Origin of the sequence: Mucilaginibacter dorajii (assembly GCF_024808255.1) — a bacterium.
Taxonomy (GTDB): Bacteria; Bacteroidota; Bacteroidia; order Sphingobacteriales; family Sphingobacteriaceae; genus Mucilaginibacter; species Mucilaginibacter dorajii.
Window position 1 is genome coordinate 156,601 of record NZ_JANTYS010000014.1, and the last position, 15,247, is coordinate 171,847.

Sequence of the window (15,247 nt, forward strand, 5' to 3'; positions counted from 1 at the left end):
TAAGTTTATATGCTGTTTTTAAAACTTTTTGGCGAAAGCTTTTTATTTGCCTATGATGCGCTGAGGCAAAACAAGATCCGCACAACGCTTTCATTGCTGGGGGTTACTATCGGGATATTCACCATTATCGCCGTGTTTTCGGCTGTTGATACCTTGCGTAACAACCTGCAAAGCAGCGTAAATAAATTGGGTAACAATAGCATTTACGTAGAGAAATGGCCGTGGGTAGGCGGCAGCGATTTTCCCTGGTGGAAATACCTGCAACGCCCGGTATCAAAATTGAAAGATTTTAACGAGCTATCGCGCCGCAGCCAAACCGCCGAAGCTTTATCATACGAGATCAGCATAGATAACCGTACCATTAAATATAAAAGTAACACAGTTGATGGTGCGCAGATAGATGCCGCATCGCAAGATCATAACAAAACCTGGAACTTTGATTTTGCCCAGGGCCGTTACTTTACCGAAATGGAATCAAAAACCGGTGCTCCTATAACCGATATTGGTTTTGATATAGCAGAAAACCTTTTCCCCAACGGTGACGCTGTTGGCAAGCAAATAAAGGTGATGGGAAGGTACGTGACCGTAGTAGGGGTATTTTCAAAGCAGGGTAAGGATATGTTGGGCATATCAACAGATAAAGAGGTTTTGCTGCCGCTCAACTTTGCCCATAACCTCATCGATATACAAAATGAGAGCTACCACCCCTCTATTATTGTGCGTGGTAAAGAAGGCATCCCAACTGATGATGTGGAAAGCGAGATACGGGGATTAATGCGTTCTATCAGGAGTTTAAGGCCCGGGGTTGAAGATAACTTTGCCCTTAACCGTACCACCATGTTAACCCAGCAGCTCGATTCGGTTTTTAAAGTGCTTAATACGGGTGGCTTTATTATCGGTTTATTTTCCATGCTGGTAGGTGGCTTTGGTATCGCCAATATTATGTTTGTATCTGTAAAAGAGCGTACCAATATTATAGGGATCCAGAAATCGTTGGGTGCCAAAAACTATTTCATATTATTGCAGTTTTTAATTGAATCCGTTGCCCTTTGTATAATGGGGGGCCTTGTGGGGCTTTTGCTGGTGTATTTTTTAACCTTTGGTATTAAAGCTGCCGCGGATGTGCAGGTAATTTTAGGATCAAAAAATATCATCATCGGGTTAAGTTATTCGGTAGGGATAGGGGTGGCATCGGGGATTATCCCGGCTTACTTCGCATCTACACTTGATCCTGTTGAGGCCATACGGACTAACTAAGCAACAAATGAAAATTGTAAACAAAACTTTGCTGTTTGCTGCGCTCGTAGCTGCATCGGCCTGTAACCAGCCTGCCAAACAACAGGATGCTGCTAAAAAGGACACAACGGTCGCTGAAAACGTGAATGCCAGGGTTGTGGATACTGCCAACACTAACGATGTATTTACTGCCTACATCGGGCTGAAAGATCAGCTGCTAAAATCAGATGTCGCGGCTATCAAAGCTGCCGCTTTAGCATTGGAGGCTAAGCTGGCCGGTATTAAGGGGTGTTCTGAAACAGCCACACTTGCGCACCAGATTGGTGCTACCGATGATATTAAAGAGCAGCGCGCCGCGTTTTTAACTTTAAGCAAAGATGTAATCGCTTTGGTAAAAGGCTCAAACCTTAAAACTTCAACTGTGTATGTTGATTACTGCCCCATGGCCGATAGCGGCAAAGGCGGATACTGGTTATCACTCAACAAAAAGATAGAAAACCCATACTTTCCTGAGCATATGAAAGAATGCGGACAGGTTAAAGAGCAGATCAACTAATTCATCTGCTTTTTATCTGTTACGACTATAGATGGCAAACAGTATTTGGCCACTTTTTCAAATAAAGTTTCGGGTACAAATGGTTTGGTGAGATAGTCGCACATGCCCGCTTCAAAAGCTTTGTTATGGGTTTCGGGCATCGCATCGGCGGTTAAAGCTATAATAGGTATGTGCGGATGTAAAGTCTTAATAGCCGCGGTAGCCTCAAAGCCGTCCATCACAGGCATTTGAAGGTCCATGATGATGAGGTTATAACTATTACTGGTCACCATGTTTACTGCAATTTCGCCATTTAGCGCTTCATCAACAGTCGCGTTCCATTTTTTCAGGAACCGCGTTGCTATCATCAGGTTCATTTTATTATCATCAACCACCAGGATATGCATACCGCTTAAACTAAGGGCATGACCCGCAACAGAATGTGTAACCGGTTGATCGCCAATGGTTTTTGCAGCAATATTAAAGGCGATAGCAAAGGTAAATGATGTACCCTTGTTCAATTCGCTGGCAACGGATATGGTGCTGTTATGCAATTCAACCAAACGTTTGGTAATAGCCAAACCAAGTCCTGTGCCGCCGTAATCATTGTTTATTACCTGCTTATCCTGCATAAAAGGATCAAATACAAGATTAAAGCTCTCCGGCGAGATCCCTATACCCGTATCCGTAATGGTAAACTTAACGGTAACCCTATTATTATGGATCAGCTCTTTCTCTAATTTAATGGTAACACTGCCGGCGTGTGTGAATTTAACAGCGTTGCTGACCAGGTTATTCAATACCTGCCTTAAACGCATACTATCCCCGGTTAGCATTTCAGGGATGGCTTCATCAATATACACATCAAGCTTAAGTTGCTTCTCGGTTACCCTTGCGTGAAAAGACTGCCTTATTTTTTGGATGAGCTGGTGCAAATTAAATTGTGAGTTGCTGAGTTCAAGCTTGCCTGCCTCTATTTTATTATAATCTAAAATATCATTGATGATAGCCAGTAGGTTTTCGCCAGAGAATTTGAGGGTATTAAGGTACTCCAATTGCTCGGGCCGCGGATCTTCTGATAATAATAAGTTGGTGGTGCCAATAACAGCATTCATTGGCGTGCGGATTTCGTGGCTCATGATAGACAAAAACTCCGATTTGAATTTTGATGCTTTCTCGGCCACTTCTTTAGCCCAAATGAGTTCCTGCCTGGCTTTTTGCTGATCGGTTATATCTTCGCCAATGCTGGTGGTTTCCTTAAGGTTGCCATTTTCATCATAGCTGATGGTGTTTTGCCAGCTGATGATGCGCTGTTCGCCATTACGGCAAATAATGGGGTTAACAAAATGGGCATTTACCGTATTGTTCTCAAACCAACTTAACAGAAAATCCTGCAGATCCTCCGGAACGAAGCTTTTCATCCAGTTCATGCCAACAATCTCGGCCTGGCTGTAACCAACCAAATCGGCCAGGTGCTTGTTGCAAAACACTACATTGGCGTCTTTATCCAGGGTGATAGCTGCCAGGTTGATGGTTTCCAAAACCAGTTTATATTTACTTTCCGACTGGCGGTAATCCAACTCGGCCTGTTTGCGTTCTGTAATATCCTGCATTGTGCCTATCATCTTGCGAACGCTGCCATCGTCCCGGCGCATTAATTTACCTATAATGATACTCAGGTGTTTGATATGGCCTTTGGGCGTAATAATGCGGTATTCGTGCGATACATCCTTTAAATGCTCGGGCTTTTTCAAAAGGTGTTTTAATATATACCTATCATTAGGGTGTACGTATTTCAGCAAAAGTTTGATAGGGTTTGTACCATCCAGGGCAGTTGCAGGAATTTCGTGGATATTATAAAGCTCTTCAGACCAGGCCAGGTTGTTTGTACCCAGGTTCCATTTCCAATTGCCAATTTTGGCAATGGCTTGTGCCTCCATTAGTTCAACCTGGCTAATTTTTACCGCTTTTTCTGATAAACGGGCTTCGGTAATATCCTGTAGCACACCAAAAATTCGTTTATGATTGCCCTCGTCGTCTTTTAAAAGGTCACCACGAATGATCTTTATATATTTTAAGTTGCCTTTCGGGGTAATAAACTTATGCTCAAACTGTGGTTGTGGTAGTTTATGAATAGCCGATAAATAAGTTTCTGCACCCTCTTTATCATCCGGATGGATAAGGCTGAGGTAATAGTGAAATTTGCTGATATTGGCGGGTATACTGTCAATTTCAAGGAGGGTGTATAAATTGTCGCTCCAATAGGTTTCGCTGGTACCATGGTCATACCACCAGTTGCCGGTTTTTGAAATAGCCTGGGCTTCAAGCAGGAGAGCTTCATTAGTTTTTAAAGCGTCGGCCCTCATTTTTTGCTCAGAAATATCAACCAACGTGGCCGAGATGCGCCCGGTGTAAGTCAGGCTCCTGTCAAAAACAGGTACCATTGTACACCTGAACCATTGGCCTGTACCATAATCTGATATATACTCAATAGAAATGGGCACCCGGTTGGCTATTACAAAATCAAGGCAGTCAATGTACTTTTTTGCTTTCTCTGGCGGTAAAACCTGGTCGAGTGTTTTGCCTACAACTGATTTGGGGTCGGTAGCCCGCTCAATAAGCTCGTTATACCATACGTTAATACAACGCTTATTTTCATCAAACTCAAATACCATATCGGTAAACGAACTGATTAGCGAATGAAGATTGTTGTTAAGGGTCATCACCTTATCAACCGCGTTTTTTAACTGAAATTGATATGCCTTAACAACAAGGAATGATACATAAGCAATAATTGTGAAAACAATACTGAGCAAGGCGAGTACCGGAAAGGAAATATTTAAGGTGGGCGCATTTATATAAGCTGCAATAACCGCGCATAAATTAAGTCCGCATATAGTAATAAATTCCCACCCTTGTTTGCAAAATAACGTTAATGCTATAAACACAGTGATGGAGCTAAAAAGATAGGCGTGCTCAAAGCCATTAATGCTTAATAATATATAATTATTAATAACCAGGAATGCCAGCACGGTTATATAAATACTTATGGCGTAGAGTTTTTTATTGTTGCTAAAAGATAATGCAAGTGATATCAAACAAAAAAAACAATTGATTACCCTCAACACAAAGGGATCATATGAGTTATAATAACAGAGGTAATGTAACGATGGGCTTGCTATTATTAAACCAATAAGCAATAAGCGATAAATGGTGACGTCGTTTTGGATCATTAACAATGTTTTAACTTTCAACGACATTATTTACTGCTTTTTATGGATAATAGAAGGGAGATAGCCCAGGTTAAGGAGGTTAAATTAATAAATTTGCACTTAAAAATTTACAAATAGTAAATTATCTTAGCGGGTATTAATACGCAGATTTAATTACATTTGTTGCAGATACAAAAATTTCTATGTCGGAAACAGCACAACTAAAAATTGGTGATAAAACATTTGAACTCCCGGTAATTGAGGGTACAGAAGGTGAAAAAGCGATAGATATTTCAAAACTGAGAGACCAAAGCGGTTATGTTACGCTTGACATTGGCTACAAAAACACCGGAGCTACAAAAAGCGCCATCACGTTTTTAGATGGCGAAAAAGGGATCCTTAAATATCGTGGTTATTCTATTGAGCAACTGGCAGAAAATGCCAGCTTTATTGAAGTGGCTTACCTGTTAATTTATGGTGAGTTGCCAACTGAAGCCCAATTAACAGACTTTCAATACCAGGTGAGCCGCCATACGTTGGTTCATGAGGATATGAAAAAGTTCTTTGACGGCTTTCCGTCAAAATCTCATCCAATGGGGCAGCTTTCGTCATTGATTGGTGCTTTGGCAGCCTTTAACCCCGAATCACTAAAACAAGGGTTATCTACCGAAGAGGTAAACCTGGAGATCATGAAACTGCTGGCCAAAATGAGTACTGTAGTATCATGGATCTATAAAAAATCATTAGGGCATCCGGTTGTATATCCTCAAAACAAATACGATTATGTAACCAACTTCCTGTACATGACCTTTGCCGAACGTACAGAGGATTATAAAGTGGACAGGGTAGTGGTTGATGTAATGAATAAATTGCTGATCCTGCATGCCGATCATGAGCAAAACTGCTCAACATCAACAGTGCGCATAGTTGGTTCTTCGGATGCTAATTTATATGCATCTATTTCGGCAGGGATCTCTGCACTTTGGGGACCGTTACATGGCGGAGCCAACCAGGCGGTGATTGAAATGCTGGAGAAGATTAAGAACGATGGGGGCGATACCGATAAATGGATTGCAAAAGCAAAAGATAAAAACGATCCTTTCCGTTTAATGGGATTTGGTCACCGTGTATACAAAAACTTCGACCCACGTGCCAAAATCATTAAAAAAGCCTGCGACGATATATTAGAGAAATTGGGCATTAACGATGAAGTATTGGAGATAGCTAAAAAGTTGGAAGAAGTAGCGTTGAAAGACCCATACTTTGTTGAGCGTAAACTATATCCAAACGTCGATTTTTATTCCGGTATCATTTATCGCGCATTAGGTTTCCCTACAGAAATGTTTACCGTACTGTTTGCACTGGGCCGTTTACCAGGCTGGATTGCACAATGGAAGGAAATGAAAGAAAATAAAGAGCCTATCGGGCGTCCGCGACAGATTTATACTGGTACTACCGATAGAGAATATAGGGATATTAAAGACAGGTAGATTTTAGGATTATTGGACTTTTAGACAAAGGATTATTGGACAAAAGACTTTTGGAGCAAGGATAAAAGACTAAAATCAGATAGATAATAAAAAGGGTAATGGAGTTTTTCCGTCACCCTTTTTGTTTAAGCAAGTGTTTATTATGATGAACGCTACTTTTCCAATTCAAATCCCCAATCTTTACCCTTATCCACGGCTGGTACGCCTTTGGCCATCCAAACCGGCATTGGGGCACCTTTTAAAAAATGGTCAAAATATTGCTGCTCGCGAATGGTGATATCTTTTCTATTTTGTCGCAATACAAGGTTATGTGCTTCTCCATTGTATTGCAGCAGCCAAACTGGTTTGCCAAGCCGGCGCAGTGCGGTAAACATTTCTATCCCCTGGTACCATGGTACAGCACCATCGGCATCGTTGCTCATGATCATTACCGGCGTTTGTACTTTGGGTAACTGGAAAAGCGGAGAGTTCTCGATATAAAGCTCAGGTTTTTCCCAAAGTGTTGCACCAATACGACTTTGCGTTTTTTCATATTGAAATTGCCTGTTTAAACCCGATTCCCAGCGGATACCGCCGTAGGCTGATGTCATGTTGGCTACCGGTGCGCCAGCCCACGCGGCGGCGTACATATTGGTTTGGGTTATAAGATAAGCCACTTGGTAGCCGCCCCAGCTTTGGCCCTGGATGCCAATATGCGCGCCATCAACCCAGGCATTTTTCTTTAATGATTCCACCCCCGAATTTATAAATTCCACCGCCGAAGCGCCGGGATGACCGGTTTCGTAACTGATATCAGGTGCAAAAACCAGGTAGCCGTTGCTTACAAAAAATGATATGGGCAAACGCGAAGGCGTAGGCGTTGGCGGCAGGTAATTATACAGACCCTCTGATAGTTTTTCGTAGAAGTAAACCACCATCGGGTACTTTTTATTCGGGTCAAAATCTTCGGGTTTGTATAAAATACCCTTTGATTTGTAGCCTTTTGGTGTAGTCCAGGATACCAGTTCGGCAGTGCCCCAATTGTATCCGGCCTGTTGCGGGTCGATATCACTTAGCTTGATCTCGTTTTTGAGATCTTGCGATACATATAAATCTGGCGGCAATTCATAATTGCTTTTTGTATAGATATATGTTGATGAGTTTTTCGCCCTGGTAAGGTCGCCATAACTCATTTTGCCCCAGGCTATTTTTTTAGGTGGCTCTAAGCTTTCAGGCGTTTTGGTAAAATAACCCCATTGTTTGGTTTCCTCGTCCTGAGCCGAAAGCCACATCAGCTGTTTGGATGGAATGAACTTTTGCTCCGGATCGGTTTGATCATACCTGATGATCAGCTTGTTTTTACGGCCGATACCATTGGTAAAGTTAGTGGCATCGCCTGTGGCCGGATCAATACTCCAGATATCGTAACGGTCATATATCAATATTGCCTTGTCATCCTTTGTCCACCCGGCTACGCCGTACTCCGAAGCGAAATTTGGTACGTCGTTCAGCTCATCGCCCATTTTGTTGCCGATGGACTTAGTGAGGTTGATCTTGCTTCCTGTCGCGATGGTATAACTGTACCATTGTTGTTCAGCCAGGTCAAACCAAACCACATACTGCCCATCCGGCGAGATCCGGTAGCGGGCGTTGGTACTTCCATTAATCAGGTGTTTGTTGCCGCTTTTTGTGTCTATCAGTATAGCTTGTTGTTTGGTGTCGCCTTCCCATTGTGCCTGTACGCGCGCGCCGGTATCTGTAACACCTAATACATAACGGGCGTCTTTATTCTCGGCAACAAATACTTCTGGTATAGCTTTGCTGCCCAGTTGCACTTGTTTCAATTCGGGATCATCCGGTTTGATCACCGCCAGGTAGCTGCGCTTTAGTTCCTTTTGCAGGTTTTTAAGTTGCTGAGGTTGCAGGTAGTCGTCTTTATAATTCCAGATATCCAGTTTGGCAACTTCAAAATCAACAATGGTGGTGTCGGCCGGTTTTGGGATTGGGGCAGTGCCAAAATATAGTTTGGCTCCGCTTTTACTAAAATACACTTTGCCATCACCGCTTACAGCCCATTTATCGGGCATGTTTGTAAAGCCTTGAGCCGCTATCACGTGGGCGCTATCTTGCGTTAGATTATAGTAGTACAGTTTAAATGGTTTTACTAAAGCCTTTTCGGGATTCTTTTCCGCAGTAAAGGCAATTTGCCTGCTTGCATCATCGATAGTGACGTTACTGTAGTTGCCCCTGCCGGTACTTATCGTTTTTATGGTGTTTTTGTCAACATCAAATACATACAGGCCTGATACAACCTCCCTTTGTTTAATAGGTGCCGTAACGGCAAAGGCTACCAATTTTCCATTTTTGCTAACCTGGTATTCTGTAACATATTTAAAAGTGCGGGTTAGTTTGACATTCAGTTGTTTTACAGTTAACTCAGCTCCTTCGTGAGTTGTCGCCGCTACGGTTTTGCCTGCCGCTTTTTTCGAGGTATCGGACGGTGCCGGTTTCTTTAATGTATCGCTCGCTGCCAGGTAGGCTATTACATCGGCATGCTCGGCTATTTTAAAATTTCTTACAGATGGTATTTTGGTGATACTTTGTGTGCCAAGAGATATAAAGCCTAAGGTATCTTTAGGGAATTCCGACTGTTTTTTCTTTTTGATTTTAGCCTGCCTGGTATCCTTATAAAATGGCCTGATCTGAAATACGGCGAATTTGCCGTCGCTGCTAAATCTTGCAGTGTCGGCCCTGGGTATATGAACTTTATCGGTGTTTTTTGAATTGGTGATCACCAGGTCGGCGTCTCCCTGTTGCGGTTTTATTACGTACAGTATCCATTTACCATCATTGCTGATCCGTTGATCGCTGATGCTTTGCCAGCCGTCAAAAACAGTGTGGTCCAAAGGTTTTTTGGATGTTTTTTGGGCAAACGCGTTAAAGCCGAAGGCTGATAAACAGGTGATAAGTAAAATTCTACGCATATCAAACTTGTGTAAGAGTTAAATATGCTTAAAATAGCTTAGCAATGGAAATTAGTTACGGTAAAGTTACAATTGGGGCAAAGGTGAAAGGTTAAAGTCGAAAGGTTGATTGTGCTCGTCTAAATTATTAGATTTGATTAGCGATGAAATATTATTTTAAGCCAGGCTACAGGTTATTTTTTTTAATTGTGATTGTCATTATATGGATTGGCCTGCTTTGGTATAATTCAAATAGTTTGTCGACTATAAAATGGACAATTTGCGGTGCGTTGGCGTTTACCCTTTTTATATTGTTCTACAATAACTTTAAATCGATAGTGGTGGCTATCGAAAAAAAGCCGCAGCTTGAATTTGATGAGATCTGTATTTATGATAGGGTAAAAGGTGTAAAATATTACTGGAAAGATATAGAGGAAGTTGCGGAAGAATCCGGTTCGCACATGATAACAGCCTATCCCCTAAAAATTAAAACAGATAATGGAGAAATGCTAAAACGCGATAGCCCTAAATATATCAAGCTTGGCAATGTTGACGCTCATTTGTCCGAATTGCTTACCATGTTAAATAATTACAGCATCAAAGCCCTTGAAATAGAACAGAGAGAAAAAAATAAAGCCGCGCTTTAAAAATAAAACACAGCTTTAAAATGTAATAACCTTGCGCTATTAATGCTGCTTCGTTCCTACCCATAAGGTATTATAAAAATGATTGTCATCCTGAGTGATAAAATTTCGCGAAATTCTGAAGGTAGAATGACAATATAAAGCTATGTCATTGCGAGGAACGAAGCAATCGCGAACTGTGCAGATTCGCCCTGTAGAGCATGCGATTGCTTCGTGCCTCGCAATGACATGGTGGACTTGTCATGGGTAGGAACGAAGGATCTTCTTCGCCATGCTAATTGCAGATTTTTATAGTGAAGAAGATTCTTCGTTCGTCAGAATGATAGGGGGAAGAGGGGAGTTCTTACGTCATTGCCACCTTCAAATGCGGGTGGGTTTTATAACTCGTAGTGACGATTCTTTTAGTTTTTAAACAGCTTCTTATATCATCACCTTATTCAAAGCCTTAATAGCCTCTGCAAAGTCCTCTCTTGCAACCAAAAACTGGATATTCACTTTCCTTAAAGCAAAACCACAGCTTTTGATATTGATGCCTTGATTGGCGAGGGCTGTTGCCGATTTGGCCAATAAGCCAGGCTGATCCATATTGGAACCGATGAGGCAAACCATAGCCATTTTTTCTACAGCCACCTTTTCATAATCATCTTCCAGTTCCTGGATCAGCTTTTTGTTGAAATCCTTTTCCCATATCACTATTGAGATACTGTTGGCGCTCGTCGCCTTAAAAGTATAGCTAACGCCGTATTTATAAAACAGCTGCATGATGTGAAAATCGGTACCTACATTACCTACCATTGATGGGTCGTAAATATCAATCATCATTACGTGCTCGGTTCCTGTAATTACCTCAACCCGTTTTTTATCGCAAATATATTCGCGGGTTATCAGCGTGCCGGGATGTTCCGGCTGAAAAGTGTTTTTGATCCTCAGGTCAATGTCGTTGATCTCTAACGGTTTGGATGCTTTAGGGTGGATAGCCTCCATGCCTACATCGGCAAGCTGATCGGCCACATCATAGTTGGTGTTGCCTACCGGGAAACAATTTTCAACGCCTACCAATTGCGGATCGGCGGTACATAAATGGTATTCTTTATGGATGATAGCCTCCTGTGGTTTTACTTCTACGGCTATTTTACTAAAGGTAACTTCAGAGTAGCCGCGGTCAAACTCGCGCATAATACCCTCGGTGCCTTTGGCGTAGCCGGTTACGATGGTAATAGTGTTTGCGAAATCGATGTGCTGCAGATCTTTCCTGATGCGTTGGTCGATAGTTAATGACCGGTGATCATGAAAGCCGCTCAAATCAACAAAAGTGGCGTTGATACCCATGTTTTGCAGGATGTTGGTAAACACAAATGCCGAATGGGTTTCGCCTATTGAGGCCAGGATCTCGCGTGCGGCTAATAAAACATCTGCTTTATTTACGTAACCCGATGCCAGGATGTTGGCTATATTTTCCAGGTAAGTTTGCGCGTCTTTAAGGCGTTGCTCAATAAAAGCATCGGCGGCAGCAACATTTAAACCAAGACTTTCATAGTTTTTATTAAGCTGCTTTAACTTAACAATGAGTTCTTTAAGTGGTTTATGAAAATCTTTATAAGTTGCCAAACGGTGGTAAACACCGGGGGCTTTGGTTTTCTTATTTTCGAGCAGGAGGTTGGTTACCCCCGAAAATGCCGATACTACAAAGATGCGGTTGTACAATTGGTCGCCGCTACGTTCAAACAGGATAATGTTTTTGATCACATCACCCAATGCGGTCATGGATGTACCGCCGATTTTTTCTACTGTTAACATTTTATACTAAAAAGATAGCAGGCAAATACGATAATTGTGCCAGGCCTTTAAACAGCCGCAAAGTTATTATAATGGCTTAATTATTAAAGGAATGTATTTGCATGTATTACAAATCCCCATATCATTTTGATACGGGGATTATCAATATTGATGGTTTATAATTGGTTTTGTGTTATAGATGGGCTTTGGGCTAACTTTCCTTCTTATAAAGGTCGCCGGCTTTCTCTGCCGATAGCTTAATGCCCTTGATCATGGCCGAGCTAAATCCGTTATGCTCCATCTCGTTTAAGCCGGCAATAGTACAGCCACTTGGTGAGGTCACCTTATCAATTTCCTGCTCTGGGTGCGATGAAAGTTGCAGCAATAGATCTGCGGCACCTTTGGCGGTTTGCGCAGCCATTTTTAAGGCATCGCCTGCATGGAAACCTATTTCGGTACCACCCTGCGAGGCTGCACGGATAGACCGTAAGAAGAAGGCTATACCGCAGGCGCAAAGTGCTGTTGCGGATGTCATCAATTCTTCATTGATCTGGATGCTTACACCAACGGTATCAAAAAGTGATTTTACCAGGTTAATGTTTTTATTGGTGCCATTATCGGTAGCAATACAAGTCATGGAATGCCCTATTGCAATGGCTGTGTTAGGCATAGCCCGTACTATTTGTACGTTTAACTCCAGCTGCAGGCGGATATCGCTACAGCTTACGCCCGATATCACAGATATTAAAAGCTGTTTATCTGGCTTTATAGCAGGCCTGATTTCGTCAAGTAGTTTATTTAATTGTTGCGGCAATACGGCCAAAACAATGATGTCGGCCTTTTTAACGGCTTTTAAATTATTGTCGGTTGTATGATAGCCCAAGGTGGCAAACTCTGCCAGCGCGGCCACATTTCTCCTGGTAAGGGTAATTTGCTGGGGTTTGCAAATACCTGCTTTAACTAACCCTTTGGCTAATGACAGCCCGATGTTTCCCGAACCTAAAATTGCTATTTGTTGTGATGCGTTCATGTGGTTGTACTTAAACGTGTTCCAAATGGTTTGTTATTCTTAATATTTCCTAAATCGTCGCTTTTGCCAATTATTACCGCTTTTACGCCGCAGGCTATGGCAGTAAAGGCATTATCTAACTTGGGTAGCATACCGCTGTGAATGATGCGCTCTTTTTTTAACTCTTCATAGCGTTCGGGGTTAATTTCCCGTATCAATGAATCTTCATCATCAATATCCTGTAAAACACCTTTTTTCTCAAAACAATAGATCAGGGTTGTTTCGTAAATAGATGCCAGGTTAACCGCCAAAGCCGAAGCAATGGTATCGGCATTGGTGTTCAGTAATTGCCCTTCGCCATCATGTGTTATCGCGCAAAAAACAGGGGTGAAGCCTGCTTCCATCAACCTGCTGATATTACCGGGATTAATGGAGTTTTCGTCGATATCGCCAACAAAACCATAATCGATAGTTTTTACAGGGCGTTTTTTAGCTTTGATAAAATTTCCGTCGGCCCCTGTTAATCCTATCGCGTTGTTTCCAAAGCGTTGTAACTGTGCAACTATATTTTTGTTAATAAGGCCGCCATAAACCATGGTAACCACTCTTAAAGTTTCAATATCTGTTATACGCCTGCCGTCAACCAGCTTTGCTTCAATGCCCATATCCTCAGCAACTTGGGTTGCTACCTTGCCGCCGCCATGCACTAAAATCTTAAATCCGTCAAGCGACTGAAAGTCTTTCAGGAAATGATGTAGGTTTTCTGAGTTATCTATAACGTTTCCACCAATTTTTATGATGTGCAAGCTTTTTTTAGCTGCTATTTCAGGTGGATTTATAGAAACCGTCTCACTTTTATTCATTCTTCACAATAATTTAACACTGCACTTGCCAATTTACTATCTTTTTTGATAGAAATCTGTTAAAAATAAGAAATTATAGTGTAAATTTTACTAAAAGTAAGCAAAAATGATTGTTTGCTTACACATTTGTAAGTTTACAATTTGATTATGAAATAATTAGTATACTTGAAATTAAGGCATTAAACTTGCTTGAAAATTTACCTATGGAACAAAAGAAAAGTACTAAGCCCCGTGTGGTTATCATCGGCGGTGGCTTTGGCGGGCTGGAATTAGCTAAAAACTTAAAAAACGCGCCGGTAGATGTATTACTGCTTGATAAGCATAATTACCACACTTTTCAGCCTTTATTGTACCAGGTAGCGGCCGGTTCAATAGCTGCCGACTCCATCGGTTTCCCCATTCGCAGGATTTTTACAAAACAGGATAATTTTAGGTTTGCATTGGCCGAAGTTCAGCAGATCCATCCTGAAACCAATACACTTGCTACAGACATAGGTACCATATATTATGATTACCTGATTATAGCCACAGGCTCAAATACCAATTTTTTCGGCAATAAAGAGATTGAACATTTTGCTATGCCGATGAAAAACATCCCCGAGGCGCTTAATCTACGGAGCTTGATCCTGCAAAACCTGGAAATGTCATTAGTAACCAAAGACCCCGAAGAAAAAGCGGCGTTAATGACCTTTGTGGTTGTAGGCGGCGGCCCTACAGGAGTTGAATTATCCGGCGCATTGGCCGAAATGCGCCAGTTGATATTAATGAAGGATTACCATGGCCTGCGTAAGCACAATATGAAGGTTTACCTTGTTGAAGGTAAAGATGTTGTGCTTGGCGCTTTTTCGCCTAAGGCATCTGAAAAAGCAAAAAAGTTTTTGGAAGATATGGACGTTACTATTTATAATGGCGTTCATGTGCAAGGTTACGATGGAATACTACTTAAAATAGATAATGGTACAACCATACTTACCCGCAACGTACTTTGGGCTGCCGGTGTAAAAGGCGAGGTGCCCGCTGGTTTACCTGAACAAAGTATAACAAAGGGCAACCGCATCCAGGTTGATGAAATTAGCAAAGTTATTGGCTATAATAATATTTTTGCCATAGGCGATGTATCGGCAATGATAACTCCCGAAACGCCAAACGGGCATCCAGGTGTAGCACCAACCGCCATTCAACAAGGTGGCTGGCTGGCAAAAAACCTGGTGCAGATTTTGAATAGCCAACCGACTGTTCCGTTTAAATATCACGATAAAGGGTCACTGGCTACTATTGGCAGGAATAAAGCAGTCGCTGATTTAGGTAAGCTCCATTTTCAGGGATTTTTTGCATGGCTGTTGTGGGGCTTTGTGCATTTAATGTCGTTGGCGGGTTTTACCAATAAAGGGATTATCTTTTTTAGCTGGGCTATTAACTACTTTAATAAGAATAGCGATAACCGTTTGATCGTGCGTTATTTTAATACCGAAACCCGGATGACCGACCCTGAATCGAAATAAAAAGTAATTCGCTCCAAAACATTCAAGCGTTTATTTTA

The 15,247-nt window shown here is 41.8% G+C and carries 10 protein-coding genes; 5 read left to right on the forward strand and 5 right to left on the reverse strand.

Annotated elements, in window-relative coordinates; genetic code table 11:
* Nucleotides 1-9: 9 nt before the first annotated feature.
* A complete protein-coding gene (locus tag FHS10_RS19000) occupies nt 10-1,257 on the forward strand; it encodes an ABC transporter permease (protein ID WP_259093479.1) in 1,248 nt (415 codons plus the stop codon).
* A 7-nt stretch (nt 1,258-1,264) separates the two neighbouring features.
* Complete coding sequence (locus tag FHS10_RS19005; RefSeq protein ID WP_259093481.1) at nt 1,265-1,792, forward strand: DUF3347 domain-containing protein; 528 nt, start codon at nt 1,265-1,267, stop codon at nt 1,790-1,792.
* Here FHS10_RS19005 and FHS10_RS19010 read toward each other — a convergent pair.
* Nucleotides 1,789-5,004: a PAS domain-containing hybrid sensor histidine kinase/response regulator gene (locus tag FHS10_RS19010; protein ID WP_259093483.1), complete on the reverse strand. Its 3,216-nt coding sequence runs from the start codon at nt 5,002-5,004 to the stop codon at nt 1,789-1,791. The genes FHS10_RS19005 and FHS10_RS19010 overlap by 4 nt on opposite strands.
* A gap of 182 nt (nt 5,005-5,186) precedes the next feature.
* Between FHS10_RS19010 and FHS10_RS19015 the strand changes: the two genes are divergently transcribed.
* A complete protein-coding gene (locus FHS10_RS19015) occupies nt 5,187-6,473 on the forward strand; it encodes a citrate synthase (protein ID WP_259093485.1) in 1,287 nt (428 codons plus the stop codon).
* 152 nt (nt 6,474-6,625) lie between these two features.
* Here the strand turns inward: FHS10_RS19015 and FHS10_RS19020 are convergent, their stop codons facing one another.
* Nucleotides 6,626-9,436: a prolyl oligopeptidase family serine peptidase gene (locus FHS10_RS19020; protein ID WP_259093486.1), complete on the reverse strand. Its 2,811-nt coding sequence runs from the start codon at nt 9,434-9,436 to the stop codon at nt 6,626-6,628.
* Between the two features lie 143 nt (nt 9,437-9,579).
* On the opposite strand from FHS10_RS19020, the gene FHS10_RS19025 reads away from it, so the two are divergent.
* Entirely contained in the window at nt 9,580-10,062 is a 483-nt protein-coding gene (locus tag FHS10_RS19025) for a hypothetical protein (RefSeq protein ID WP_259093488.1), read from the forward strand.
* 417 nt (nt 10,063-10,479) lie between these two features.
* Here the strand turns inward: FHS10_RS19025 and FHS10_RS19030 are convergent, their stop codons facing one another.
* From FHS10_RS19030 to argB, 3 genes are all read right to left on the reverse strand, one after another.
* Nucleotides 10,480-11,856 carry an aspartate kinase gene (locus FHS10_RS19030; protein ID WP_259093489.1) on the reverse strand — a complete coding sequence of 459 codons (1,377 nt, stop codon included), beginning with the start codon at nt 11,854-11,856 and terminating at the stop codon, nt 10,480-10,482.
* A 190-nt stretch (nt 11,857-12,046) separates the two neighbouring features.
* Nucleotides 12,047-12,865 (reverse strand): pyrroline-5-carboxylate reductase, encoded by an 819-nt coding sequence (gene proC, locus FHS10_RS19035; protein ID WP_259093491.1) that lies wholly within the window; start codon nt 12,863-12,865, stop codon nt 12,047-12,049.
* Nucleotides 12,862-13,707 carry an acetylglutamate kinase gene (gene argB / locus FHS10_RS19040; protein WP_259093492.1) on the reverse strand — a complete coding sequence of 282 codons (846 nt, stop codon included), beginning with the start codon at nt 13,705-13,707 and terminating at the stop codon, nt 12,862-12,864. Before argB ends, proC begins: the two co-directional genes overlap by 4 nt.
* A 203-nt stretch (nt 13,708-13,910) precedes the next feature.
* Here argB and FHS10_RS19045 point away from each other — a divergent pair, with 203 nt between their 5' ends.
* Nucleotides 13,911-15,209 carry an NAD(P)/FAD-dependent oxidoreductase gene (locus tag FHS10_RS19045; protein ID WP_259093495.1) on the forward strand — a complete coding sequence of 433 codons (1,299 nt, stop codon included), beginning with the start codon at nt 13,911-13,913 and terminating at the stop codon, nt 15,207-15,209.
* The last annotated feature ends 38 nt before the right edge of the window (nt 15,210-15,247 follow it).

Bases quoted from the DNA above. Each gene is read 5' to 3' on its own strand.
- FHS10_RS19000 (WP_259093479.1), top strand. From the start codon at position 10: ATGCTGTTTTTAAAACTTTTTGGCGAAAGCTTTTTATTTGCCTATGAT.
- FHS10_RS19005 (WP_259093481.1), top strand. From the start codon at position 1,265: ATGAAAATTGTAAACAAAACTTTGCTGTTTGCTGCGCTCGTAGCTGCA.
- FHS10_RS19010 (WP_259093483.1), bottom strand. From the start codon at position 5,004: ATGATCCAAAACGACGTCACCATTTATCGCTTATTGCTTATTGGTTTA.
- FHS10_RS19015 (WP_259093485.1), top strand. From the start codon at position 5,187: ATGTCGGAAACAGCACAACTAAAAATTGGTGATAAAACATTTGAACTC.
- FHS10_RS19020 (WP_259093486.1), bottom strand. From the start codon at position 9,436: ATGCGTAGAATTTTACTTATCACCTGTTTATCAGCCTTCGGCTTTAAC.
- FHS10_RS19025 (WP_259093488.1), top strand. From the start codon at position 9,580: ATGAAATATTATTTTAAGCCAGGCTACAGGTTATTTTTTTTAATTGTG.
- FHS10_RS19030 (WP_259093489.1), bottom strand. From the start codon at position 11,856: ATGTTAACAGTAGAAAAAATCGGCGGTACATCCATGACCGCATTGGGT.
- proC (WP_259093491.1), bottom strand. From the start codon at position 12,865: ATGAACGCATCACAACAAATAGCAATTTTAGGTTCGGGAAACATCGGG.
- argB (WP_259093492.1), bottom strand. From the start codon at position 13,707: ATGAATAAAAGTGAGACGGTTTCTATAAATCCACCTGAAATAGCAGCT.
- FHS10_RS19045 (WP_259093495.1), top strand. From the start codon at position 13,911: ATGGAACAAAAGAAAAGTACTAAGCCCCGTGTGGTTATCATCGGCGGT.